The sequence below is a fragment of the Enterococcus sp. AZ104 genome (assembly GCF_050546705.1).
Classification (GTDB): domain Bacteria; phylum Bacillota; class Bacilli; order Lactobacillales; family Enterococcaceae; genus Enterococcus; species Enterococcus faecalis.
Genome location: NZ_CP172952.1, coordinates 2,645,168 through 2,669,403 on the forward strand (window position 1 = coordinate 2,645,168; position 24,236 = coordinate 2,669,403).

General features: G+C 37.7%; 24 protein-coding genes. 8 read left to right on the top strand and 16 right to left on the bottom strand.

All coding sequences use genetic code 11. From position 1 onward, the window contains the following. Positions 1 to 829: 829 nt before the first annotated feature. From IGJ37_RS12640 to IGJ37_RS12655, 4 genes are all read right to left on the bottom strand, one after another. Positions 830 to 2,569 carry a DUF2075 domain-containing protein gene (locus IGJ37_RS12640; RefSeq protein ID WP_207578873.1) on the bottom strand — a complete coding sequence of 580 codons (1,740 nt, stop codon included), beginning with the start codon at positions 2,567 to 2,569 and terminating at the stop codon, positions 830 to 832. Positions 2,570 to 2,571: 2 nt separating this feature from the next. Beyond that, entirely contained in the window at positions 2,572 to 2,913 is a 342-nt protein-coding gene (locus tag IGJ37_RS12645; RefSeq protein ID WP_207578872.1) for a nucleotide pyrophosphohydrolase, read from the bottom strand. 87 nt (positions 2,914 to 3,000) lie between these two features. Then, positions 3,001 to 3,231 carry a helix-turn-helix domain-containing protein gene (locus IGJ37_RS12650; protein WP_207578871.1) on the bottom strand — a complete coding sequence of 77 codons (231 nt, stop codon included), beginning with the start codon at positions 3,229 to 3,231 and terminating at the stop codon, positions 3,001 to 3,003. 98 nt (positions 3,232 to 3,329) lie between these two features. Further along, complete coding sequence (locus IGJ37_RS12655) at positions 3,330 to 3,560, bottom strand: helix-turn-helix domain-containing protein (protein WP_207578870.1); 231 nt, start codon at positions 3,558 to 3,560, stop codon at positions 3,330 to 3,332. A 114-nt stretch (positions 3,561 to 3,674) separates the two neighbouring features. On the opposite strand from IGJ37_RS12655, the gene IGJ37_RS12660 reads away from it, so the two are divergent. Next, positions 3,675 to 3,968 (top strand): hypothetical protein, encoded by a 294-nt coding sequence (locus IGJ37_RS12660; protein WP_207578869.1) that lies wholly within the window; start codon positions 3,675 to 3,677, stop codon positions 3,966 to 3,968. A gap of 48 nt (positions 3,969 to 4,016) precedes the next feature. Here the strand turns inward: IGJ37_RS12660 and IGJ37_RS12665 are convergent, their stop codons facing one another. After that, positions 4,017 to 4,856: a helix-turn-helix domain-containing protein gene (locus tag IGJ37_RS12665; RefSeq protein WP_430598932.1), complete on the bottom strand. Its 840-nt coding sequence runs from the start codon at positions 4,854 to 4,856 to the stop codon at positions 4,017 to 4,019. 117 nt (positions 4,857 to 4,973) lie between these two features. Here IGJ37_RS12665 and IGJ37_RS12670 point away from each other — a divergent pair, with 117 nt between their 5' ends. The 5 genes from IGJ37_RS12670 (at position 4,974) to IGJ37_RS12690 (ending at position 8,413) form a co-directional block, all read left to right on the top strand. Then, complete coding sequence (locus tag IGJ37_RS12670; RefSeq protein ID WP_325815251.1) at positions 4,974 to 5,303, top strand: hypothetical protein; 330 nt, start codon at positions 4,974 to 4,976, stop codon at positions 5,301 to 5,303. Further along, positions 5,300 to 5,812 carry a hypothetical protein gene (locus IGJ37_RS12675; RefSeq protein WP_207578866.1) on the top strand — a complete coding sequence of 171 codons (513 nt, stop codon included), beginning with the start codon at positions 5,300 to 5,302 and terminating at the stop codon, positions 5,810 to 5,812. The genes IGJ37_RS12670 and IGJ37_RS12675 overlap by 4 nt, the downstream gene beginning before the upstream one ends. A gap of 222 nt (positions 5,813 to 6,034) precedes the next feature. After that, positions 6,035 to 6,856 (top strand): rolling circle replication-associated protein, encoded by an 822-nt coding sequence (locus IGJ37_RS12680; RefSeq protein WP_207578865.1) that lies wholly within the window; start codon positions 6,035 to 6,037, stop codon positions 6,854 to 6,856. A 13-nt stretch (positions 6,857 to 6,869) separates the two neighbouring features. Continuing rightward, the gene (locus IGJ37_RS12685) at positions 6,870 to 7,151 is read left to right on the top strand and encodes a helix-turn-helix transcriptional regulator (RefSeq protein WP_207578864.1); all 282 of its coding nucleotides are present in this window, start codon (positions 6,870 to 6,872) and stop codon (positions 7,149 to 7,151) included. 68 nt (positions 7,152 to 7,219) lie between these two features. Continuing rightward, a complete protein-coding gene (locus IGJ37_RS12690) occupies positions 7,220 to 8,413 on the top strand; it encodes a tyrosine-type recombinase/integrase (protein WP_207578863.1) in 1,194 nt (397 codons plus the stop codon). 106 nt (positions 8,414 to 8,519) lie between these two features. Here IGJ37_RS12690 and rpsI read toward each other — a convergent pair whose 3' ends face one another. The 5 genes from rpsI to IGJ37_RS12715 form a co-directional block, all read right to left on the bottom strand. Continuing rightward, on the bottom strand, positions 8,520 to 8,912 hold the full coding sequence (gene rpsI / locus IGJ37_RS12695; RefSeq protein ID WP_002354786.1) for a 30S ribosomal protein S9: 393 nt from the start codon (positions 8,910 to 8,912) through the stop codon (positions 8,520 to 8,522). 13 nt (positions 8,913 to 8,925) lie between these two features. Beyond that, positions 8,926 to 9,354 (bottom strand): 50S ribosomal protein L13, encoded by a 429-nt coding sequence (gene rplM / locus IGJ37_RS12700; protein WP_048670019.1) that lies wholly within the window; start codon positions 9,352 to 9,354, stop codon positions 8,926 to 8,928. 236 nt (positions 9,355 to 9,590) lie between these two features. Continuing rightward, positions 9,591 to 10,058 carry a Dps family protein gene (locus IGJ37_RS12705; RefSeq protein WP_002354782.1) on the bottom strand — a complete coding sequence of 156 codons (468 nt, stop codon included), beginning with the start codon at positions 10,056 to 10,058 and terminating at the stop codon, positions 9,591 to 9,593. Between the two features lie 127 nt (positions 10,059 to 10,185). Further along, positions 10,186 to 10,905 carry a DUF5105 domain-containing protein gene (locus IGJ37_RS12710; protein ID WP_252671623.1) on the bottom strand — a complete coding sequence of 240 codons (720 nt, stop codon included), beginning with the start codon at positions 10,903 to 10,905 and terminating at the stop codon, positions 10,186 to 10,188. Between the two features lie 83 nt (positions 10,906 to 10,988). Then, on the bottom strand, positions 10,989 to 12,509 hold the full coding sequence (locus IGJ37_RS12715) for a gluconokinase (RefSeq protein ID WP_002396789.1): 1,521 nt from the start codon (positions 12,507 to 12,509) through the stop codon (positions 10,989 to 10,991). Between the two features lie 108 nt (positions 12,510 to 12,617). Between IGJ37_RS12715 and IGJ37_RS12720 the strand changes: the two genes are divergently transcribed. After that, positions 12,618 to 13,310: a prepilin peptidase gene (locus tag IGJ37_RS12720; protein ID WP_252671624.1), complete on the top strand. Its 693-nt coding sequence runs from the start codon at positions 12,618 to 12,620 to the stop codon at positions 13,308 to 13,310. A gap of 49 nt (positions 13,311 to 13,359) precedes the next feature. Here IGJ37_RS12720 and rpoC read toward each other — a convergent pair whose 3' ends face one another. From rpoC to IGJ37_RS12745, 5 genes are all read right to left on the bottom strand, one after another. After that, positions 13,360 to 17,013: a DNA-directed RNA polymerase subunit beta' gene (rpoC, locus tag IGJ37_RS12725; RefSeq protein ID WP_002354777.1), complete on the bottom strand. Its 3,654-nt coding sequence runs from the start codon at positions 17,011 to 17,013 to the stop codon at positions 13,360 to 13,362. A 166-nt stretch (positions 17,014 to 17,179) separates the two neighbouring features. After that, positions 17,180 to 20,794 carry a DNA-directed RNA polymerase subunit beta gene (gene rpoB, locus IGJ37_RS12730; RefSeq protein WP_002389470.1) on the bottom strand — a complete coding sequence of 1,205 codons (3,615 nt, stop codon included), beginning with the start codon at positions 20,792 to 20,794 and terminating at the stop codon, positions 17,180 to 17,182. Between the two features lie 370 nt (positions 20,795 to 21,164). Beyond that, positions 21,165 to 21,506, bottom strand: a complete 342-nt coding sequence (locus IGJ37_RS12735) for a type II toxin-antitoxin system PemK/MazF family toxin (protein ID WP_325815257.1) — start codon at positions 21,504 to 21,506, stop codon at positions 21,165 to 21,167. Continuing rightward, positions 21,506 to 21,736 (bottom strand): type II toxin-antitoxin system PemI/MazE family antitoxin, encoded by a 231-nt coding sequence (mazE, locus tag IGJ37_RS12740; RefSeq protein WP_002354773.1) that lies wholly within the window; start codon positions 21,734 to 21,736, stop codon positions 21,506 to 21,508. The genes IGJ37_RS12735 and mazE overlap by 1 nt, the downstream gene beginning before the upstream one ends. Positions 21,737 to 21,906: 170 nt before the next feature. Beyond that, positions 21,907 to 22,122, bottom strand: a complete 216-nt coding sequence (locus tag IGJ37_RS12745; RefSeq protein WP_002354768.1) for a zinc ribbon domain-containing protein — start codon at positions 22,120 to 22,122, stop codon at positions 21,907 to 21,909. Positions 22,123 to 22,260: 138 nt separating this feature from the next. Here IGJ37_RS12745 and IGJ37_RS12750 point away from each other — a divergent pair, with 138 nt between their 5' ends. Next, complete coding sequence (locus IGJ37_RS12750; RefSeq protein WP_010706961.1) at positions 22,261 to 23,253, top strand: biotin--[acetyl-CoA-carboxylase] ligase; 993 nt, start codon at positions 22,261 to 22,263, stop codon at positions 23,251 to 23,253. 263 nt (positions 23,254 to 23,516) lie between these two features. Here IGJ37_RS12750 and IGJ37_RS12755 read toward each other — a convergent pair whose 3' ends face one another. Continuing rightward, the gene (locus tag IGJ37_RS12755; protein WP_002375448.1) at positions 23,517 to 24,155 is read right to left on the bottom strand and encodes a lytic polysaccharide monooxygenase; all 639 of its coding nucleotides are present in this window, start codon (positions 24,153 to 24,155) and stop codon (positions 23,517 to 23,519) included. Positions 24,156 to 24,236 lie beyond the last annotated feature (81 nt).

The following is a 24,236-nucleotide window of genomic DNA, read 5'->3' on the forward strand; positions in this document are numbered from 1 at the left end:
ATTATATTTAGGATCGCATAAATAAGCTAGGGTTGCAATATTAGTGGCGTAAATTTCATTTATTATATTTGTTTTTTTGATTTACTATACTTTAATTACTTAATAACTCTTCAGTTTAAACATACTAATCTCTCCAAAAACCGCAACTTACTCTCTCCAAAACGCAAGAGAGAAAAAGTTAATAAAGAAATATCTCCCAAAAACGTATGATGAATTCAAAGAAAAAAGAAATAGCGGCGATCAAAATGAGGAAATCAACTAAAAAGAAATGTATCATCTGCGTAAGTGCGTTATTCGTAATGAGTATACTTGCTGAAATCGGAATCAATTATTCTCTTGGTAAGAAAGATAAACATATTGTCAGTATGTGAATTTTTATATACTGGTTTATGACAGAACACACACTGTCGCTACCATAAAAAAAGACACCTTCCAAAAAATGGAAAGTGTCTTGAAACATTGTAATTGATTGATAAGCGAACAAGATCGTAACGACTCCAAATAATTAACGTTTTGAGAATTGTGAAGCTTTACGGGCTTTCTTAAGACCTGGTTGGCTACTCTATAATTTTATAAAGTTGTAAAACCTTATAACAGCAGTCTTTTAAGTCAACTTTTTCAGGAGAGAGCTTCACAATATTTTACTGAATTTTAGATACTCGTTACCAATATTCGTAACCAAAATAAATATCTTGCACATCAGAACGATAAACATTTATGTGGTATACAAAAGCTTCTGCCAACAATATTGAGACTAATATTTATCAATAAACAATGTCTAAGTCAATGGCACTTCCTCAATACTTTATTTTAGTACTATATTCCTTAACTATTTGATTTCTAAAGTCTCTATCATATATTTTTTAAAATCTTCATTCTTCCAAAATCCTAACCGAATGCCATCAATTCCTCTAGTCATCAAAATATAATAAATATTTAGAACAAATAAAGTAAATTCCTTTTTGTTGTTAGGATTTATATCCTTCTTTGAAAACTTACCATTTACATTAAAAAAATTGTCAGGATTAGCAAATAGGTGTCCATTCTCATCAATTTGAATATCATTTCCAATTAATACACCACATCTATTTAAATCAACTCCTTGAACTGCAAAAACCGAACCAATTTGGTCTTCTGCATCTTCATCATCTGAATATAACCAATCTACTTGAGTTGAATTCCATCTACGCTTAATATTCCCTTCATGCCAATGAGTAATAGATGTTTCTTTCCCATCTGATTGTTTCCATGGTTCAACTAAACCTGCAAGAACTCGATTTATATGTTCAGGATTAAAATTTCTATCTTCTTCTATCCAATTAATCAAATTTTTTAAAGGTTCCTCTTCAAAGTATCCAAAATAAGCATCTACATTCTTATCACAAAATACATCTCTATTAAAATTAGAGTTAAAATTGGTTTGATCCAATAATCCTGTATCTTTATAAAGTAAAAATTTGATTCCATTGATAAAATCATCTGAAGTATAACTTTTCCCTTCTGGAGCCTGAATTCTAAATTGAGTTGATAAATATTTTTTTTCGAAATTTTTAGTTGCTTCTTCAAATTCTTTTCTAGTTATATTTGCGGGACGAATTGCCTGTAAAATATCATACATTAATATAACTTGACTTCCGATTTTTTTTAAACATTCCAAATGATTGTTTTCTTGACTAAACCTTCCTTTATAAACACTATTAAAAGATGCCATTTGTTTAGAAAATTTCCTAGATAGCTTATGAGATTCATCAACAATTACAATATCATAATTTTTATCAGAATTAATCAATTGCGTTGAAGTAAGTAACGCTAGATTAGAACTTTTAAAACCATATACACTAAAAATTTCTTTTGCTGTTTTAATCCAATTAGGCTGCAAAACAACTGCAATTTTTTTCTTTTTCTTATTTGTTAATAACTTAGCTACTAAATGTGTTAATAAAACTGTTTTCCCAGTCCCAGCATCCCCATTTATTACATAACTCTTATTTTGATTCAACTCAATTTCATTAATTAATTCTATTTGCTGAGCAGTTAATTCTTTTATTGGGCTGTATTTAACTAAAACCTGATTTCTTAACTTTTCAATAGTTGGTGTTTTTACCCACCCTTTCATATATAGTTCTTCCCAAAAAGGTAATATTACTTCCGAAGCAACTTTTTCTCTCTCCTTATAATCACATACACTATTACCTTTAGTTTTATTAATAACTTGATTGCTATCATAATAAATCATCTGTTTTCTAGTATTCGGATTATCTGCCAAAAAGTAAGTAATCAACTGACTTTCAACATCGTCTAATGCTGAACCATTGAAATAATAGGAAAACAAAATAATTACTTTATCAAAACTTGACTGTTGAAACTCTACTTTCGAGTTAAAATGCTGATTATTCCTTATTCTAAATTGTTTCGTTTGTCCAATATATATATGTTGAGATGTGGTTTCTTTATAAATATAAACAACATTTCTATTCATGAGAATGTTTTGTTCAGATTTTCTTAAATTCTGAACATTTTCTAACTCACCATTATTTATACCCAATTCTATATAATTATATTTGACCATGTCTAATTTACCTCATTATCTAACTTATCGTATTTATCTTTCTTACCAAAACTTTTAGAAATCGGATATTTTTTTTCATTTTTAGACAATTTTTCAGTAATTATTTCATCAATATCAAACCCTAAATTATCAGCCATCATATAAGAATAAATTAGTACATCTGCTAACTCTTCTTTGAGACTTTCTTTTTGTCTCTTCGCTTCATCTGATGTTTTCCATTGAAATAATTCTAACAATTCATTAGCTTCTAAAGAAATAGAGATGGCTAAGTCCTTTTCATCATGAAATTTTCTCCAATCTCGATCGTCTCTAAATTGATTAATTTTTTTCATAGATTTATTCATTTTAAAATCTCCTTAAACGTACAAGTAAATAATATGCTTGTACTTTCCAAATTTATTTCAATTTTTCTATAGTAATGGCTATCTCTTTTATTTTCTTTCTAATTTTATAATCTTAGAGATATCCTCTATCTCCAAAGCGTCCGCTATCCGTTCAATATGCTCCAAATAGATTTTCTTTCTCTTACCGTTCGCAAGATTACTTAAATTAGAAGGCTCTATTCCTGATATACGAGCAAGTTCCCTCAGAGACATATTTCTTTCTGCCAACAAATCATTAATCAATATTTCTACTTTCAATTCATAGCTATCTTCACTCATGTTTTTCTCCTCTAAATTGTTGTCTGTATAAACATGATATGGTGGTTTCCACATGAAACGTTGTTCGTATAGACATGAAGAATAAAAAAATTAATAAATTACTTTTTAGTTAACTTCATAATCTTAGAGATATCCGTAATTTCTAAAGCATCCGCTATTCGCTCAATATGCTCTAAATAAATTCTCTTTCTTTTACCATTCGCAAGATTGCTTAAGTTGGATGGCTCTATTCCTGATAAGCGAGCAAGTTCTCTTAAAGACATATTTCTTTCTGCTAATAAGTCATTGATTAATAGTTCAACCTTAAGCTCCTGATTTTCCTTAGCCATAATTTTCTCTCCATTAAAAATAAGTTTTTGTTGTCTATATGAACATGGTATAGTAAAATATTTTTATACTGTTGTTTATATAGACATGGATTTTAATTAAAAGGAGAGAAGAACATGGAAGTGTCAAATGAAAAAATAACCAAAAATAATTTACCGATTAAAAATGTCAATCATCACGACATCTACTCGTTGTATGATATGATTGAACAATTAAATTCTTGGAACGAACCTTTAAAGTTGATAGAGAGATTTTTTAGTGACCAAAAGCGACCGGTCAACAAACAACAAATCGCTAAACAATATTATGCACAATCAAAAATTTTTAACGCTTTTATTTCCGATTATCAGTCATTAATCGAAAAATTGGAAAAACAAGTAACTATTCTAAGAAACAGTGAGAAGTTATGAAAAAAGGAACTGCATCAACAATTGATGCAGTGCCTTAATTTTTCTAATCTAACTATCTTTTTTTAATTGAGAAATCTCTTTCTGAACTTCTTCCTTAAATGCTTCAAAATAGTCAGATTTAACTATTTTATTTGGCACATAACGATCCTCTTGAACATTAAAATTATACATTCTTATATCTTCTTTATTTGTTTCTCTATCAATGCCATAGTAAACAATGGAGGAATTTTCGATAGATAATCCTATCTCTTCAAAATTATTTGTAAAAAGATAATAGCCAGCTTTTTCTTCAATAAATGTAGGAAATTCAAAAAATAATTTCTTGTTCTTCTCATTAGGTGAAAAAGGAATCACATGAAGCCTATTATTTTCAACTTCTGCGTAAATATAATACATAATTTCTAATTGATTGAAATTTTCACTTTGTTCAATAAATTCATTTTTATATCTTCCAGCGTATAAATTCGACATTCCAATCATTGAAGTATAAACCAATTCACCAACTACTTTTCCCATTCTACCGTTATCTATGAAATATTTAGCTACTGTTAGCCACATCATATCATCATAAGAACGCTTCTCTTCAGGGATGCTTTCAAAAATTTCTAAAAGTATACCATCATTAAACTTAACTCCTAAGTTTTGGTCAATTAAATTATACAAGTATTCATCTGCTCTACCATACAAAACCTGATCTGGCATCATTTTACCTAAGAGAGCTATTTTTTCTAGTTTATCTCGCTTAGGAAGACTAACACCTTTTTCCCAATTATTAACTGAGCTTCTGGGAGAATTGCCAATTAATTGCCCGAACTCATCCATGCTATATCCTAAATTTGTCCTAATTTCTCGAATCCGCTCTCCTACTTTTAATTTATTGGGTTTCATTATTCTTTATCCTCTCAATATTTATGATAAAACAATCATACCAGATTCAACTTTCAGAGTAAAATATTTTTTGTACTATTTTTTGTACTAAAAAATAAATGGGATGAGGTAAAAGAAATGGCAATTAAAATTAATGATTTGGTTCTACCAAAAGAAAAATTGGAAAAAAAATATCAAGTGGTTCAAGTCACTCGATGGCAAAAGGATGGTGAAGCATTGGGATGGACCTATGAATGTGTCTTACCTAAATTACGTTTTGAAAAAGTTAGCGTAAAAGTTGCTAGTGAGTTTCCCGTTATCTCCAAAGAAGAATTAGAAGCACAGGGAATGGCACTTGTCTCTTTTGAAGGGTTATCGATTTCTGCTTGGGGTCGTGCCAATGGGCAATTTGTTAGTTATGGACTTTCTGCCACTGCTAACGCTGCGAAACTAGTTACGCAAAAATGAGTGAACAAAAATATTTCACTGCCCACGAAGTGCTTGAAAAAGTAGAGGGGGTAAATTCCCTCTCTACTTTGAACAAGTGGGCGAATTTTATCCAAAAAGAATGTGATTATCTTTTTCATGTAGACTACTTGCCTTTTGAAAGTCATGGAAGAAAAGGACGATCTGTCAATCATCGCAAAACTAGGCTCTTTTCTGCTGAAGACATTAAAAAGCTACAAAACGTGGCTCACTTAGTGCCTCAAATCGGTCGAGATCAAGCGCTCCGAAAAGTATTTGATGTCCATAAAAAAATAAATGGGATAAGTTCTCAAGAATTAATGGAAGCAGCCGAAAATTTGTTTGATGCTAAGTGGGTTGAAAAAGAAAAAGTCATTCAAGCATTGCTAAGGGAGTATAAACGAACGAGTGAACAGTTCCTTGAATTAAGTCAGCGTTTAGACCAACTAGAAAAACAGGCAGAATCTTCTCTTGACACTGCTTCCAGCGGGTGGTTTCGGCGGAAGCGGTAGGGCAATCAAAGCCCAATGCCGCTTTCCGTCCGAAAACAACCACACGATGGATGAAGTGTCTGGAAGAAAGGCGCAGACTTTCTTCCTCTTTACTTGTTCTATAGGACAACATCTGGCGAAAAAGAAACAAGCAACTAATAGCTAAAATGTTTCAATAGAAGCAATTCCAAAAACTGAATTTTATTGAACGATGATTCGTTCAACCATTAGGAGTGACGACGATTGTTTGCTGGCTATAACCAAAAAGTCATTGAAACTCCTACGTACATAGAAATTTGGGAATATGAACAACCTATTTTTTATAAGAAAGCACAGGAATTAGAAACAAAAAAAGAATCGCCTGATTGGCTGAAAGAAAAAGAGACAAGAAAACACTTTGATGAATTAAATGCCCAAGGACAATATGATAGCTTAAAGCGAAAACAAAAACATTATAAAACCAAACGATTTGATATTGCACGATTGATTGACACAAACTTTGATAAGCAAACAAAATTTTTAACCTTAACTTTTAAAGAAAATATAGAAGAGATTGAATATACAAATAGTGAGTTCAAAAAATTTATTAAACGATTAAATTACCAGCTCTATAAAACAAAAAAAGCCCAAATTCGCTATTTAGCTACGTGGGAAAAACAAAAAAGAGGAGCTATTCATTACCACATTATTCTGTTTCAGTTTCCTTATATTCCTCATAAACAATTATTGGCACTTTGGGGACATGGAGCCGTACGAATTAACAAAATTGATGTGGATAATGTAGAAAATCGTGGAAGATATGTCAGTAAATATTTTGATAAAGATTTAGAGTTAAAGGAACATAAAAAGAAAGCTTTCTTCAAATCTCAAAATCTTAAATCACCAAAAGAAACAAAGAAACTGGCAAATACTGCTTACGATACCTCAAATCAACAAGTTTTATTCACAAAAGAATACACGAAAAAGAAACCTATTTTCTTTACTGAATGGAACTTATATCAACATCATGAACCACAAATCAGCTTTGAAGAAAGCAAAGTGAAATACACAAAAATCAAAAAATAAGGAGGAGTTACCTATGAACGAACTCACTATTCTATTATCTGATACACAACAAAAACAATTGCAACAAATCATTCACCAATTACTAACCAACGAAATTGATCAATTTAGAACAGAACTCGGTTTAAATGAACGATACATCAAAAAGAATCAGCTCTGTCATTATCTTAACTTATCCAATAATACAGTGGATAAATTAATCGCAGAGGGATTACCAAAGATTAATATTCAAGGTGTCGTGCTTTATGACAGAATAGAGATTGATAATTGGCTAAAAGGATATATTCAACCTGCATGAAACATGATACACTCAAAAAAGTAGTTACCTTACATTCTGATGTGCAAGAAAGAAAGTAGGAAAAAACTATGGCAATTAAAAAAATGACAAATGGAAAATACAAAGTGAATGTTTATATGGGAGCTGGTTTTTCTCGTTACGTTGCTTATGCAGACACAAAAAATGAAGCTCTAATTATGGAACAAGAAGCCAAACTCAAAAAGTTAAAGGGAGAAGTAAAAAAGAAAAAAGGAGATTACACTTTTAAAGAAGTTTATGAAATGTGGTGGAAAAAGAAATACATTATCACTAAGCACCACGAACAAAGTACCTTAGATAGAACAAAAGCTGTTTTTCGCTTGCATATTCTCCCTTACTTAGGAGATAAAAAAATTAAAAAAGTTTCTTTTGATATATTGGAAAACCTTCAAATTCTATGGGCTTTTGGTGATGAAGAAAAGAAAATCAAACCTTACGCAAACTTCAAATTTTGCGTATCTTATACAAAACAGGTGATGAAATATGCTTTGCTAAAGGGGTACATAACAACTAACCCTTATGAGTTATTAGAAATACCTGTCAATGAAACGCTCAAACGTAAAAAAGAGGCTAAGCGTCAACAAAAATATTACTCCGTTGAAACGATTCAACAATCTCTAGAATTAATGAAAAAAGAGCATGGTTTCCAAAATTATGTCCTTCTAACATTGACCTATTATCTTGGAGCAACAAAAGGTGAAATTTATCCCCTTGTTTGGGCAGATATTGACTTTAAGAAACAACAAATCTCTTTATCCCATAAGTTAGTAAAGAATCCTGAAACGAAAAGATATGAGCGTGTAAGAGGGATGAAAAACGGCTATCGCTTTCGTGATGTTCCAATCAATGAAACCATTGTGAACTTGTTGAAAGAATGGAAACAACAACAAGCTGTTGAATTGAAAAAATTAAATATCAAACAAACACAACAGCAATTTTTATTCACTTATGTAAATCAAAGAGGTGACGTTAACCAACCACTCCATACTGATTGGTTAAACAATAAATTAAATCAGTTAGAGAAGAAATACGGGCTTCCACACATCATTCCTCATGGATTAAGACACACCTTTGTATCAGACTTATTGAATCAAGGAATAGACGGATTAATCATTAAATCTCTGGTTGGTCATGCAGAAACCTCAAATATGGTTAGAGACGTTTATGGACACACTAACGACCAAACAAAAATAGATACGCTGAAACTCTTAGAAGAATACAGAAATACCAATCTAAATGAATAGCTAGTTACGAGGTAAGAAGAAAGTCGTCACCAACATCGTAACCGAATCAAAAAAAGACACCTTCCAAAAGTTGGAAAGTGTCTTGAAATCCTTGATATAATAAGAATTAACGTTTTGAAAATTGTGAAGCTTTACGTGCTTTCTTAAGACCTGGTTTTTTACGTTCAACCATACGTGCGTCACGAGTAAGTAACCCAGCGCGTTTTAAAGCAGAACGGAAGTCAGGATCTACTTGTAACAATGCACGAGCGATTCCGTGACGGATAGCTCCTGATTGTCCAGCATAGCCACCACCGTTTACGTTTACGATTACATCGTAAGCGCCTTTTGTTTCAGTTACGCCAAATGGTTGGTTGATAACTTCACGCAAGTCAGCATGTGGAATATATTCTTCTACGTCTTTTTTGTTTACAGTAATTTTACCAGTACCTGGTACTAAGCGTACGCGGGCAACTGCATTTTTACGACGGCCTGTGCCGCTATATTGTACTTGTGCCAATGAATTTCCCTCCTTAAATTAAGTTCGTGATATCTAATACTTCTGGTTGTTGTGCAGCATGTGGATGCTCAGCTCCACCGTATACGTTCAATTTAGTAAATTGTTTACGTCCTAAAGTGTTTTTAGGTAGCATACCTTTTACAGAAGTTTCGATAAGACGGCGAGAGTTTTTGTCGCGTAATTCACCAGCAGTCACTGATTTTAATCCTCCAGGATACATTGAGTGACGGTAGTAAATTTTGTCTGTAGCTTTTTTACCTGTTAATTTTACTTTATCAGCGTTAATTACGATTACGAAATCTCCAGTATCCACATGTGGTGTGAATGTTGGTTTATTTTTACCACGTAGTACAGAAGCAACAACTGCTGATAGACGTCCTAAAGGAACATCTGTTGCATCTACTACGTACCATTTACGTTCTACTTCGCCAGCTTTGGCCATATATGTTGTACGCACGTTTCTTTCCTCCAATTTTGTTTTCGATGTTTGACATACACTTGAGTTTCCGGGGCTCATTGTGGGGCAAACAATACCATTTAATATTTTACCTTCAATCACTGATAAAGTCAATGTTTTTCTGCGCTTTCAGAAAATAGATTTTCACTTATTTTTTTGTGCCTTTTAAACAGAAAAAAACCGCCAACGTCAACGTCAGCGGCTTTGGGAGTTGTTTTAAATTATGCGTCAATACCAGGCGCTTTGCCAAGTTTGGCTTGTAACATCCAAATATTTTTTTCGATGTCTGTTTTGTTTGCGATGAAAATGTCTTGTGTGCAGTCGTCGCCTTCTTCACCAGAAACTTCGATTCCTTTTGCGTAAAGGTCTGCTAAGTAACGGTAGCCTGCTACTAATTTTTCCATACGTTCTGGAATGGTGCGGTCCCAGTTACCAATTTCATCTTCAATTTTTGTATTTTCTGCGAATTCACGCAATGTTGAGAATGGAGAGCCGTCCAATGTGATTAAACGTTCTGAAACAACATCTAATTGCTCATTGATTTGATCCATGTATTCATCCATTTGTGGGTGAAGTGTTAAAAATTCAGGTCCACGCATATACCAATGTGTTTGATGAATTACCACGGAAAATTGGCTTAAATCTGCAACGAGTTGGTTCAAAATTTCTTTTGTTTTTTCAAATTTCATTCTTTGTCATCCTCCTAAATATTATTTCTACACTCTTAGTGTAATATGAATTGTGAAAAAAGTACACTGAAAACCTTTCTTTTTTAAAATTATTATCAAATTATAATAATTACAATTAAGAATCTAATTAATTTCCTGAAATCGCTGTTTTTTCATCCGCAGTGACGACTTTTTGTTCTGCTTGAGTGAGGATCGTGTCGAGTGCCTCTGTCAACTGGTCAGTATCTTCTTTTCCTGTGACGAAAGCTAAAAAAAACTGATTCAGTCTCAGTTGCTCCACTGCTGGCAAGTACCATTGTCCTTCTACTTGCTTAACCGTTAATGGCAGTTCAACTGGCTCATGGCTGACATTGATTTGTTGGATTTCTTTTTTTAAAACGGCTAACGTGTGCTGCATGTCTAGCGCTTGTGTTTCCTGTTGCGTTTGCTGAAGAAGAGCAGTGGTTGTATCTTCAATCGCCGTCACAAAATCTAAGCCCTTAATCTGAAAAGTGATTGTCGCTTGCCCATTCAATTCTTTTGTGGCTACTAGTTGATATGACGCTTTTTTCTTCACTTGAGCCAGTAATTCTGCGCTAAGCTTCTGGGCTTCGGTCTCGGTGACTTCAGCGTTCATTTCTTTTAAGCTATTGAAAAATTGCTTCTGGAACTGTTGACGACTCGTCTGCAAATGCTCCACTAAGACTTTCGGTTCACGAAAAGTTTGAGAGAATGTCGCTGTCTTTTCTTTATAAATAAAGTAATCTACCAACTGTTGCGCTGCTTTTTCGCCAGAACGAGACGGCGCACTGCAACTTGCCAACGCCCCAATGAATAACAGAAATAGTGGTAGTAGCTGCTTCTTCATTCCTCATCCTCATTTCCTCAAGTCTTCGTCTCTCTTCTAGTTAAGCAACTTCTCAGCCATTTGTCAAAGCTATTTACTATCAATTATTTGCGGAATTCTGCTAATTTTTGATAACTTTGTGCTAAAACTTGTTGGGTTTCTTGAAAAACAGGATACAGTTCTTGATAAACTAGCAATTGATCCGCTCGTGGCGTGACCGTTTCATGAATCAGCACCTGTTGCGCCGCTGCTTGTAAATTTGGTAACTGCCCTAAGCCTTGCCAACCTAGCAAAACAGCGCCTAATGCCGAAGCTTCGGTGCTATCAGTGAACGATAACGTTTCTCCCAGCACATCAGCCATGATTTGACGGAACACAGGGGAATCAGCAAAACCGCCTGTCGCTCGAATCTCCTGAACGGGTCCACCGAGTTGTTTCAAATCCTCTAAAATAGTTTTTAAATTGAAACAGATGCCTTCCACCACCGCTCGAGCTAAATGTCCAGCATGGTGATTTTTGCGCAAGCCAATAAAACTTGCGCTCGCCTCTGCATTCCACAGCGGTGCTCGTTCACCTAGCAAATAAGGATGAAACAGTAAGCCATTTGCCCCGGCTGGCACGGTTGCAATTTTGGCCATAATTGGGTCATAGAGATTGGTCCCGTTTTGGATAGCTTGCTGACGTTCTTCTGCAAAAATCGTTTGGCTCGCCCAATCTAACGCAACTGCACCATTACTACTTGCGCCACCAATCACCCAGTGCTGTTCATCTAGAGCAAAACAAAACGTTTCACCTTGCGGATGCAAAAAAGGTTCTTCGACAATATACCGAAGTGCACCGCTCGTACCAACGGTCAAAGTCGCTACACCCATTCCTAGCGCTCCCAAACCTAAATTAGACAACGGGCCATCCGCGCCACCAAGAACTAAAACCGTTTCCTCCTCAACACCAAGCATCTCTTGCCAAGAAGGCGCTAATGCTGGAAAAATGAACGTTGACGGGGCAACTTTTGGCAACTGTTCCTCCTCAATAGATAAATACGCTAAAATCGACGATTCCCATTGCCGCGTGTGAATATTAAATAAACCCATCCCCGAAGCACTACTATAATCTGTCCAGTATTCGCCAAAGAAACGGTAAAAAATGTAGTCCTTAATCCCAATAAACTTGGCCGCGCTCTGCGCAACGGCTGGCTGATTTTCCTGCAGCCAGCGAATCTTGTACAAAGGCGCCATTGGATGAACTGGCATGCCTGTCAATTGATAAAACAATTGGGCCGCTGGCGTTTCTTTTAACGCTTCCGCATAATCAGATGCTCGTGTGTCAGCCCAAGTAATCACTTGGGTCAATGGGCGTCCTTGCGCATCCATGGCAATTAAGCCATGCATCGCTGAAGCAAAAGAAATGAGCCCAATTGGTTGATTCTTCACTTGTTGTGTGACGGTTCGAATACAGTTCACCACAGCTTGGAACAGCGTTTCTGGGTCTTGCTCCGCCATTCCTTCAGTCTCTTGAATTAATGGATAACGCACATAGCTAGAAGCTACGACTGTGCCATTTGCTTGAAAAGCCACTGCTTTGGCTTGCGTGGTGCCAACGTCGACACCAATCGCTAATTTTTCCATTTGATTCCCTCATTTCTTGTTTCTTTTATTATTCCTAACAAAAAAAGATTTGTCTAGTCAAACGAAAAAGTTTAAAAAAAGCGTAGTTTATTTTTAAGGAGGTAACCTATGTTTTTCTTGAGTCTCTTTTTGATTGGTGCCTGTTTCGGTTCTTTTTTATGCTTAGTGGCGGAGCGCTTACCAGTAGGGCGTTCTTTGTGGTGGCCCCCTTCCCACTGTCAAGGTTGCCACCAGCCTCTACAACTCTATGAATTAATTCCAGTTGTTTCGATTTTGCTGCAGCGCTTTCGTTGTCTAAAGTGTCAACAGCCAGTAGCTAAGAGTTATCTTTTAGCAGAACTTGTCATGGGCAGCTTAACCGCAAGCTGTTTTTCAGCTGGCCTGACGATTGATGCTTTGATTCTCTGGTGGTGGCTGACGAGCGCTTTCACATTATCCTTGATTGATTACTGGTATTTAGTGGTTGAACCGAAGATTCTTTATCCTAGTTTTTTTGTGCTTTGCTTGCTGAAAGTGGCGGGTCAGCATTCGTTTTACTTACTGACTGGTCTTTTTTGTTTTTGTTTTTTCCAAGCCGTCTTACATTATTTTCCGGAAGCCATGGGGCGAGGGGATCTTTTGTTACTGGGTTTGTGGGGCTGTTTTTTACAGGTACCTCAGTTGCTGATGCTACTATTTTTTGCCAGTAGTTATGGCCTAATCTATGGCTACAGCTGTAAATTTTTGGGGTATCCAGTTGAACAGACACTTCCCTTTGTCCCCTTTTTAAGTTTGGGCTTACTCACAATCAGTTGCTTATAGCAAATAAAAAAAAGCCGCAAGGAGCATGCTCCTTACGGCTTTTTAGGGTTTATTTATTGATGTTTTTCATCGCATCTTCAGCAGCCATTTGTGCTTCAATGTCTGAAATACTATAAACGTTTTCGCTAGCTACGCCAACTTCTTTTGGTTCCATGTTACGGTAACGAGCCATACCAGTACCAGCTGGGATGATTTTACCAATGATAACATTTTCTTTCAATCCAAGTAATGGATCTTTTTTGCCACGGATAGCAGCATCTGTTAACACGCGTGTTGTTTCTTGGAAGGATGCAGCAGATAAGAAGCTGTTTGTTTCCAATGACGCTTTGGTAATACCAAGTAAGACTGGACGACTAGTAGCAGGGACGCCACCAGCAACTAATGTGTCGTAGTTACGGTCTTTAAATTCTGCGATGTCCATTAATGTTCCTGGAAGGATTTCAGTGTCACCTGGATCCATTACACGGATTTTACGTAACATTTGACGAACCATTACTTCGATATGTTTGTCGCCAATTTCTACCCCTTGCATACGGTAAACACGTTGTACTTCACGTAATAGGTAGTTTTCAACAGATAAAACATCACGAACTTGTAATAATTGTTTTGGATCAATTGAACCTTCTGTCAACGGTGCACCACGGTGGATGATGTCGCCTTCAGCAACTTTCATACGTGCAGTGTAAGGGACAGTATAGGTACGTGTATCTGTTTTTCCTTTGATGGTTACTTCTTTTTGACGTGTGGCAGGATCTTCAGAAATATCGATAACTTCACCGGTTACTTCTGTAATCACTGCTTGCCCTTTCGGATTACGTGCTTCAAAGATTTCTTGGATACGAGGTAAACCTTGAGTGATATCGTCACCGGCAACCCCACCGGTATGGAACGTACGCATGGTTAACTGTGTACCAGGTTCCCCGATTGATTGAGCGGCGATTGTACCAACTGCTTCTCCGACTTCAACGTCAGAACCAGTTGCAAGGTTACGTCCGTAACAGTGCTTACATACACCATGTTTTGTGTTACATGTAAAGACAGAACGGATGGTTACTTTTTCAATACCAGCGTCCACGATTTCTCTTGCAAGATCTTCAGTGATTAATTGATCCGCACCAATGATGATTGCACCAGTTTCTGGATGAACAACTGATTTACGTGTATAACGACCTAATAGACGTTCGTCTAATGGTTCGATAATTTCGTTACCTTCACGAATGGCTTCGATTTCAAGACCACGGTCAGTGCCACAGTCGTCTTCACGAATGATTACGTCTTGGGCAACGTCAACTAAACGACGTGTTAAGTAACCTGAATCGGCTGTCTTCAAGGCCGTATCGGTCATCCCTTTACGAGCCCCGTGAGTTGAGATAAACATTTCTAAGACAGAAAGTCCTTCACGGAAGTTTGAGATGATTGGTAATTCCATGATTCGTCCATTCGGAGCGGCCATCAAACCACGCATACCAGCTAACTGTGTAAAGTTGGAGATGTTACCACGGGCTCCAGAGTCAGACATCATGAAGATTGGGTTACGAGCTTCCATACTTTCGATCAGTTTTTGTTGGATTTCGTCTTTGGCACCGTTCCAAACGCCGATTACACGTTCATAACGTTCGTCATCAGTAATTAAACCACGACGGAATTGTTTAGTAATTGTTTCAACTTGTTTGTGGGCAGCATCAATGATTGCTTGTTTTTCATGAAGAACCATGATATCGGCAATCCCTACTGTCATCCCAGCATAAGTTGAGTGTTTGTAACCTAAGTCTTTCATGCGGTCAAGCATTTTAGAGGTTTCCGTAATGTGGAATCTCTTGAAGACTTCAGCAATGATATTTCCAAGATTTTTCTTCTTGAATGGTAAAACTAATTCTTGCTCTTTAATGTGTGCAGGAATGTCTGTACCAGCTTCTACGAAGTATTTATCTGGTGTTTGAACAGTTAAGTTATAGTCTGTTGGTTCGTTCAAGTAAGGGAACTCAACAGGCATGATTTCGTTAAAGATGATCTTACCAACTGTGGTGATTAAGATTCGTTCTTTTTGCCAATCAGTAAATGGTTTGTCACCTAAAAGTGTTGTTTGAACCCCAATACGTGAGTGTAAATGCACGTAGCCATTTTGCCATGCTAAAACAGCTTCGTTCATGTCGCGGAAGATCATGCCTTCCCCTTCACGGCCTTCTTCTTCCATTGTTAGGTAGTAGTTACCTAAGACCATATCTTGAGATGGTGTAACAACTGGTTTACCATCTTTCGGGTTCAAGATATTTTGGGCAGCAAGCATTAACATACGAGCTTCTGCTTGTGCTTCTTCATTTAGAGGCACGTGAACCGCCATTTGGTCTCCATCGAAATCGGCATTGTAGGCTTCACAAACTAATGGGTGAAGACGAATTGCACGACCTTCAACAAGAACAGGTTCGAAAGCTTGGATCCCTAATCTATGCAACGTAGGTGCCCGGTTAAGTAAAACTGGGTGTTCTTGGATAACTTCTTCTAAGATATCCCAAACTTCATCTTCGCCACGTTCGATTTTACGTTTCGCATTTTTAATGTTTGTCGCAATTTCACGTTGTACTAATTCACGCATTACAAATGGTTTGAATAATTCAATCGCCATTTCTTTTGGTAAACCACATTGGTACATTTTTAAGAACGGACCAACGACGATTACGGAACGACCAGAATAGTCAACACGTTTACCTAATAAGTTTTGACGGAAACGACCTTGTTTCCCTTTCAACATGTGAGAAAGAGATTTCAATGGACGGTTACCTGGTCCAGTAACTGGACGGCCACGACGACCATTATCGATTAAAGCATCGACCGCTTCTTGTAACATCCGTTTTTCGTTTTGAACAATGATGCTTGGCGCATTTAAGTCTAATAAACGTTTTAGACGGTTGTTACGGTTGATAACACGGCGGTATAAGTCGTTTAAGTCACTTGTTGCAAAACGACCACCTTCCAATTGAACCATCGGACGTAAATCTGGTGGAATAACTGGGATAACATCCATTACCATCCAGCTTGGTTGGTTACCAGAAGCACGGAAGGCTTCTAAGATGTCTAAACGACGGATGGCACGTGTCCGTTTTTGACCAGAAGCTGTTTTTAATTCTTCTTTTAATTGCGCAACTTCGCCATCTAAATCGACGTTATCTAATAATTGTTTCACGGCTTCGGCACCCATAGCAGCTTTGAAGGCTTGGCCATATTGTTCACGTTTTTCACGATATTCGCGTTCCGTTAACAATTGTTTTTTCTCTAATGTTGTGTCACCTGGTTCGATGACAACGTATGAAGCAAAATAAATGACTTCTTCCAATGCACGAGGGCTCATGTCTAAAACAAGACCCATCCGAGATGGAATTCCTTTAAAGTACCAGATATGTGAAACTGGTGCGGCTAATTCAATATGTCCCATACGTTCACGACGTACTTTTGAACGAGTGACTTCAACGCCACAACGGTCACAGACAATACCTTTATAACGGATACGTTTATATTTACCACAAGCACATTCCCAGTCTTTGGTTGGACCAAAAATGCGTTCACAGAATAACCCTTCACGTTCGGGTTTTAATGTACGGTAGTTAATTGTTTCGGGTTTTTTAACTTCCCCATAAGACCAGCTTCTGATCTTTTCTGGTGAAGCAAGCCCTATTTGCATACTTTCGAATTTATTTACATCGATCAAAAGGAATTCCCTCCATTTCCTTATTTAGAGAAGCTGAGTCAGCAACTTGTTAGCAAATGGCAAGCATCACTTGAAAGAAGGTCTGACGACACTTGGAACAAGTAATGGCTTGCGCAGTTGCAACAAAGTCGCAGTTGAATCAACTCATCAGAGTGGTAGCGACAAATTAGTCTCTGTCTTCGGCTGTTTCAATTTCTTGAACAACGTCTTGTGCTTCTTCTTTCACGACTGATTCTGCTTCTTTTTCCAGCTGTTTCGCTGATTGTTGTTCCGCAAATTTGGTTAGTGCGTCAACGGTGATTAAATCATCATCGTCATCGTCCATATCGCGTAACTCAATCTCAGCTTCCTCAATGTCCAAGACACGCATGTCTAAACCAAGTGATTGTAATTCTTTCACTAATACTCGGAATGATTCAGGCACACCTGGTTTTGGAATTGGTTCACCTTTAACGATGGCTTCGTATGTTTTCACACGTCCGACAACGTCATCAGATTTGTAAGTTAAGATTTCTTGTAATGTGTAAGCAGCACCGTAAGCTTCCAGTGCCCAAACTTCCATTTCCCCGAAACGTTGTCCACCGAATTGAGCTTTACCACCCAACGGTTGTTGCGTAACAAGAGAGTAAGGTCCGATTGAACGAGCATGCAATTTGTCATCAACCATGTGGGCTAATTTAATCATATACATGACACCAACGGAAATACGGTTATCAAATGGTTCACCTGTACGTCCATCGTAAAGAACTGTTTTAGCATCGCTAGCCATACCAGCTTCACGAACAGTTTCCCAAACGTCTTCATCGGTTGCCCCATCGAAAACAGGTGTTGCGACGTGAATACCTAATTGGCGAGCAGCCATACCTAAGTGTAATTCAAGTACTTGTCCGATATTCATACGAGAAGGTACCCCTAATGGGTTCAACATGATATCAACAGGTGTTCCGTCAGGTAAGAATGGCATATCTTCTTCCGGCATAATACGGGAAACAACCCCTTTATTTCCGTGACGTCCCGCCATTTTATCTCCTTCGTGAATTTTACGTTTTTGAACGATATAGACACGAACTAACATGTTGACACCTGGTGATAATTCATCGCCAGCTTCACGAGTAAAGATTTTCACATCATGAACGATACCGCCGCCACCGTGAGGTACACGGAGAGACGTATCACGAACTTCGCGGGCTTTTTCCCCGAAGATTGCGTGTAATAAACGTTCTTCTGCAGATAATTCTGTAACCCCTTTAGGTGTGACTTTCCCAACTAGTAAGTCGCCATCTTGAACTTCAGCACCAATGCGGATAATCCCCATTTCGTCTAAGTCTTTCAACGCGTCTTCCCCAACGTTTGGAATTTCACGGGTAATTTCTTCAGGTCCTAATTTTGTATCACGTGCTTCTGATTCATATTCTTCAATATGCACAGAAGTGTAGACATCGTCTTTAACTAAACGACGGCTCATGATAATGGCATCCTCGTAGTTGTAACCTTCCCATGTCATGAAGGCAACTAAGACGTTTTGCCCTAAAGCCATTTCGCCTTCTTCCATAGAAGGTCCATCCGCTAAAGTATCGCCTTTTTCAACTTTTTCACCTAAGTGAACAATTGGGCGTTGGTTGTAGCTTGTTCCTGAGTTAGAACGACGGAATTTTGTAACCATATATTTGTCTAATGCGCCATTGTCGCGACGAACGCGAATTTCTTTTGCATCGACGAATTCTACGACACCGTCATGTTTACATAGTAAAGCAGCACCTGAGTCATGGGCTGATTTATATTCCATACCTGTACCTACCCACGGAGAGCGTGGTTGAATTAACGGCACCGCTTGACGCTGCATGTTGGCACCCATCAAGGCACGGTTGGAGTCATCGTTTTCTAAGAAAGGAATACATGCTGTTGCGACTGCGACTACTTGTTTTGGTGAAACGTCCATGTAGTCAACTTTGTCTACGGCAACTTCTAAGTTTTCACTTTGTAGACGCGCCATAACAACATCATTGGCAAATGTGCCATCTTCATTTAAAAGTGAGTTCGCTTGCGCTACGATATAATGGTCTTCGATGTCTGCTGTTAAGTAATCTACTTGATCAGTAACACGGCCTGTCGCACGATCAACACGGCGATAAGGCGTTTCGATGAAACCAAATTTATTCACTTTCGCATAACTAGATAAGCTATTGATCAACCCGATATTTGGTCCCTCAGGCGTTTCAATTGGACACATACGACCATAGTGAGAGTAGTGAACGTCACGAACTTCATAACCGGCACGGTCACGAGTCAAACCACCAGGCCCTAAGGCTGATAGACGACGTTTATGGGTTAACTCACCTAATGGGTTTGTTTGGTCCATGAACTGTGATAACTGTGAAGAACCAAAGAATTCTTTGATACTTGCTACCACTGGACGGATGTTGATTAATTGTTGTGGTGTCAATGTTTCTGTGTCTTGAATAGACATTCTTTCACGAACCACACGTTCCATACGGGCTAAGCCAATACGGAATTGGTTTTGTAATAATTCGCCTACTGAACGGATACGACGATTACCTAAGTGGTCGATGTCATCGACATTGCCGATATCTTCCATTAAGTTGAAGAAGTAGCTCATTGAAGCAACGATATCTGCTGGACGAACTGTTTTTACGCTGTCGTCTGGATAGCCGTTACCAATCACATTTACGATACGTTCAGGATCTTTTGGTGAAAGAACTTGAATCACTTGGATCGTCATTGGTTCGGTTACTACCGCATCTTCACTTGGATAGTAAGTTACGCTGTTTAAGCCGTTGTCAATGTATTCGCCTAATGTTTCCATGATTTGGTGTGTTAAAACCGTGCCTTTTTCGACAATGATTTCACCAGTTTCTGGATCAACTAGCGTTTCAGCTAAGGTTAAGTTTAAGAGACGTGTTTTTAAGTCTAATTTTTTGTTAACTTTGTAGCGACCAACGTTTGCCAAATCATAACGTTTTGGATCAAAGAAACGTGCAGTTAACAAGCTACGTGAGCTATCTGCTGTTTTTGGTTCGCCTGGGCGAAGACGTTCATAAATGTCTTTCAAGCCTTCTTCTGTACGAGAATCACTTGCGTTTTTGTGTAAATCTTTTTCAATTGTGTTGCGTAAGCTTTCGCTGTCGCCGAAAATTTCGAAGATGGTATCATCTGAACCGAAACCTAAAGCACGAACTAACACAGTTAAAGGAATTTTACGTGTGCGGTCAATCCGAACATAAGAAATGTCTTTCGCATCTGTTTCCATTTCTAACCATGCACCACGGTTAGGAATGACTGTTGAGCCAAAACCTTCTTTGCCGTTTTTGTCCACTTTTCCATGGAAGTAAACACCTGGAGAACGAACTAATTGGGAAACGATAACACGTTCTGCCCCGTTGATGATGAAGGTACCCATTTCTGTCATTAATGGGAAATCGCCGAAGAAGACTTCTTGGGATTTAATTTCACCTGTTTCACGGTTGGTTAAACGTAATGTTACATGTAATGGCGCAGAATAGTTGGCATCATGTGCGCGGGCTTCTTCTACTGTGTACTTTGGTTCTTTTAATTCATAGTCAACAAATTCTAAGGATAAGTTTCCTTGGAAATCATCAATTGGTAAAATGTCTTCAAACATTTCACGAAGTCCCTCATCTAAAAACCATTGATAAGAGTCTGTTTGGATTTCAATTAAATTTGGTAATTCCAATACTTCACTGATACGTGCGAAACTTCTACGTTCGCGATGCTTTCCGTATTTTACTACGTGTCCAGCCAAGCTCTTCACCCCTCTAGTTATAAGTCTATCAAAACACCGATCCGAAAAATTACATTTACGTTACATATATTAAATATATGTAACAAAAAGCATTTTTTGCAGTTTTTAAGCAAAAAAAAACCAAAAATAGAACATGCTTCCGAAAAATTTTCTGGCGTTTCTACTTTTGTTTTCCTATAAAAAACCGGAACGGACAATATTTCGCTCCTGCTTCGTCACTTTCAGATAGTTTTTGCTCTATAGATTCTACTACCTTTGTCCAGAAAAGTCAAGGGTTTCTTTAAGGTTTTCTTTTTCATAAAAAGGAGTTTTTTTGTAAAGGGTTTTAATGAAAAAATGCGTAATAAATAATTACGCATTTTTTCAACAACTAGAAAATATATTCAATTATTTGGTCAATTTTCGCCATATCTTTTAATGGCAAATGCTCAATTTGACTTAATTTTCTTTCAGTGAAGTCCAAAGACTTCAGTTGTGAGATCACTACTTGCCCATGGGTTTCTATGTCATCGGGCAACGTATATCGAGTGGGAATATTTTTAATGGTGGAAGTAATCGGGCAAATCACAGCAAACATGGTTTTCCGATTAAATTCATATCTTGACACGACTAAACCAGGCCGTCTCTTCTGAATCTCTTTGCCTGCAGCAGGATTAAAATCAATCCATACAATATCTCCTTTTTTGGGAATGTACTTCTTTTCAACGTTCATTAAAAAAGTTCTCTCCCCTCAGGTGCAAGATCATGCCACTCATCTTTTTCATAATACTCACCTTCTGGACCTTCACTAAATGGATCCTGAATTTTAGGGACTAATGTAATTGTACCGTCGTCAGAATACATCACAATATATTCTTGGTCGACTTTTGGTTTTTTACCATTATCAGTGGGTAAAGTTAAAACGACCGAGCTTCCTTGTCTTCTTGATTTAGTTGTTAGCATGAAATCACTCCCTTCGCTTCATTATACTATGCCTTTGCAATGATGGAAAGAATTTTAAATCACACTTAATGTGACTGAGTTTACTATATAATGCGTAATAAATAATTACGCATTTTCCCCTATCTTCTATTCACACAAAAAAACGAATGCAAAGATGCATTCGTTTTTGACTAACCGCCACCTAATAAAAAGTCTAGGACATTCATGCCGCCGCTTGTTTGGCTGCGGTAAAGTTCGGTGTAGCCGCATTGGGTACAGCTAATTGTAATAAATTTTTTATTTTGAACATCAAAAATTTTCGCAAAGTTCCCACCTGTTGCTTGAAATTGGTCCGACACATAGTGCATGTTGCCACATTTCTCACAAACATATTGTTGCTTTTCCATTCCCCTCACTCCTTCTCAATAAAACAAGTATAGCAAACGCCTGCTTCATTTTCCTCCATCCTAAGATGGATTTTTTCACTAGTTGACCAAGCCTTTTCCTTTCCGCTACAATAAGTATAACGAATCGGAGGAAAAAATATGTCGACAAAAAGCCAAGTCCTAACTTTATTGATGAAACAAACGCCCGCATTCCTTTCGGGCGAAGAGATGGCACAACGTCTGTCCTTATCTCGCACAGCTATTTGGAAAGCGATTAATGAATTGAAAAAAGATGGCTATCAAATTACTAGCGTGCAAAATAAGGGGTATCGCCTTGAAAAATCAGATGTCCTTTCTGCAGAAGGCATTCAGTTGGCATTATGGCCCCAAACGCCGCCTTTAACAATTACCGTCCTAGAAACATCTGAATCTACCATGACCGATGCTAAGCGGGCGATTTTAGACCAGACGCCCGACAATACTTTGATTGTTGCTGACATGCAAGAAATGCCGCGGGGCAGGTTCGGCCGACCATTTTTCGCTACGCCAGGTAAAGGGATTTACATGAGCATGGTGCTTCAACCGAACCAAAATTTTGAAGAAATCGCCCAATATACTGTGATTATGGCCGTAGCGGTCGCTCGAGCAATGGATGCTCTGGCAGGCGTTCACACAGAAATTAAATGGGTCAATGATCTTTATTTAAATGGCAAAAAAGTTTGCGGGATTTTGTCGGAAGCCATGAGCAATGTGGAAACAGGGCAGATTTCCAATGTCATCATCGGCATGGGGATTAATTTTTCAATTACAGAAACCGAATTTCCTGAGGACATTCGGCAGAAAGTGACTTCTCTTTTCCCAGATGGTGAACCGACAGCGACGCGAAATGAATTAGTCGCCAACATTTGGAATCATTTTTATCAAATTTTAGACGAACGTTCAACGAAAGACTTTTTAGAAGAATACCGACAACGCTCCTTTGTGATTGGCAAAGACGTCGCTTTTACCCAAAACGGGCAAGACTTCCGCGGCGTTGCGACAACCATTAATGGAAATGGAGAATTGATTGTCCAGTTGCCTGATGGCACGGCCAAAACGTTGTCTTCTGGGGAAATTAGTTTGGACCAGATTGGTGAATGGCATCGAGGATAAGTAGGGAAATTTAGAAAAAAGAAAGCGGGACATCAGTCGTTTTGACTGATGTCCCACTTTCTACTTCTGAAAATAATCAGCTGAACAAAAGCAGCCCCTTCGAAAATAAGCCAAAATTGACTTTCTCACACAAGTGTTCGGCGTATCTTAATCCTTCCAAATGTTGAGAATCACGAAGAACGTAGTGATTTGATGATGAACAGGACCTACTTGGTTCTTGGCGCTAAACACTTTTGTCTCAGCCGCATTATCTTGATACCTGATTATTGAACATTAACATCTATCGCTTGATAAAATGAATTAATCGTGTCATTGATATCCCAAACGGCATAAATAACATGGTATCCTTTCCTATCAGCGGGAATATTTATTCTGTGTGTTTCTGTATCATTGACCATAAATCCTTGACCAGGAGGTAAATCTTGACCGATTGGTTGCCCTACTATGCCAATCAGTTCCATTTCGTCCATCGTTAATGGTGCATTAGGATTCCATCCAGGTTTCGTCATATAGTATCTAAAACGATTGGTCTTATGTTTTGCCGTCATCACCCATTTAAAATTATTCTCTCCTGTTGTTATATTACTTTTTACCCAACGAGTGGCTGTTTGTTCATCTAGTTTGGAATAGCTTGCTAATCCAGCTGAAGGCAACCTTCCATTTAATTGACCCGTGTCTAATAATTTAGTTGGCGCTTCAATTCCTTGGGGTGTCGTGATAATTTCTGGCTGTGAGCTGTCTTGACCAGGCCCCCATCCAAATCCGTTTGCTTCCGCATTTTTGACTCGACTGACTGGGCTATCAACATAGCCGTGTGCATAACTCTGCTGTGCATCTCCTAAAGCAAAAACACTGATCATCGTTGCGCCTACTGCAATTATGAATAACATCATTTTTTTCATGTATATCGCTCCCTTATAAGCAAAACCCTTCAAAAAACATGTAATCTTAATCAACTGAAACGTAAAATCTCCACAACATCA

What these genes read in the sequence shown, in the direction of transcription:
- IGJ37_RS12640 (WP_207578873.1), bottom strand. Translation starts at nt 2,569, where the DNA reads ATGGTCAAATATAATTATATAGAATTGGGTATAAATAATGGTGAGTTA.
- IGJ37_RS12645 (WP_207578872.1), bottom strand. Translation starts at nt 2,913, where the DNA reads ATGAATAAATCTATGAAAAAAATTAATCAATTTAGAGACGATCGAGAT.
- IGJ37_RS12650 (WP_207578871.1), bottom strand. Translation starts at nt 3,231, where the DNA reads ATGAGTGAAGATAGCTATGAATTGAAAGTAGAAATATTGATTAATGAT.
- IGJ37_RS12655 (WP_207578870.1), bottom strand. Translation starts at nt 3,560, where the DNA reads ATGGCTAAGGAAAATCAGGAGCTTAAGGTTGAACTATTAATCAATGAC.
- IGJ37_RS12660 (WP_207578869.1), top strand. Translation starts at nt 3,675, where the DNA reads ATGGAAGTGTCAAATGAAAAAATAACCAAAAATAATTTACCGATTAAA.
- IGJ37_RS12665 (WP_430598932.1), bottom strand. Translation starts at nt 4,856, where the DNA reads ATGAAACCCAATAAATTAAAAGTAGGAGAGCGGATTCGAGAAATTAGG.
- IGJ37_RS12670 (WP_325815251.1), top strand. Translation starts at nt 4,974, where the DNA reads ATGGCAATTAAAATTAATGATTTGGTTCTACCAAAAGAAAAATTGGAA.
- IGJ37_RS12675 (WP_207578866.1), top strand. Translation starts at nt 5,300, where the DNA reads ATGAGTGAACAAAAATATTTCACTGCCCACGAAGTGCTTGAAAAAGTA.
- IGJ37_RS12685 (WP_207578864.1), top strand. Translation starts at nt 6,870, where the DNA reads ATGAACGAACTCACTATTCTATTATCTGATACACAACAAAAACAATTG.
- IGJ37_RS12690 (WP_207578863.1), top strand. Translation starts at nt 7,220, where the DNA reads ATGGCAATTAAAAAAATGACAAATGGAAAATACAAAGTGAATGTTTAT.
- rplM (WP_048670019.1), bottom strand. Translation starts at nt 9,354, where the DNA reads ATGGCCAAAGCTGGCGAAGTAGAACGTAAATGGTACGTAGTAGATGCA.
- IGJ37_RS12705 (WP_002354782.1), bottom strand. Translation starts at nt 10,058, where the DNA reads ATGAAATTTGAAAAAACAAAAGAAATTTTGAACCAACTCGTTGCAGAT.
- IGJ37_RS12710 (WP_252671623.1), bottom strand. Translation starts at nt 10,905, where the DNA reads ATGAAGAAGCAGCTACTACCACTATTTCTGTTATTCATTGGGGCGTTG.
- IGJ37_RS12715 (WP_002396789.1), bottom strand. Translation starts at nt 12,509, where the DNA reads ATGGAAAAATTAGCGATTGGTGTCGACGTTGGCACCACGCAAGCCAAA.
- IGJ37_RS12720 (WP_252671624.1), top strand. Translation starts at nt 12,618, where the DNA reads ATGTTTTTCTTGAGTCTCTTTTTGATTGGTGCCTGTTTCGGTTCTTTT.
- IGJ37_RS12735 (WP_325815257.1), bottom strand. Translation starts at nt 21,506, where the DNA reads ATGAACGTTGAAAAGAAGTACATTCCCAAAAAAGGAGATATTGTATGG.
- mazE (WP_002354773.1), bottom strand. Translation starts at nt 21,736, where the DNA reads ATGCTAACAACTAAATCAAGAAGACAAGGAAGCTCGGTCGTTTTAACT.
- IGJ37_RS12745 (WP_002354768.1), bottom strand. Translation starts at nt 22,122, where the DNA reads ATGGAAAAGCAACAATATGTTTGTGAGAAATGTGGCAACATGCACTAT.
- IGJ37_RS12750 (WP_010706961.1), top strand. Translation starts at nt 22,261, where the DNA reads ATGTCGACAAAAAGCCAAGTCCTAACTTTATTGATGAAACAAACGCCC.
- IGJ37_RS12755 (WP_002375448.1), bottom strand. Translation starts at nt 24,155, where the DNA reads ATGAAAAAAATGATGTTATTCATAATTGCAGTAGGCGCAACGATGATC.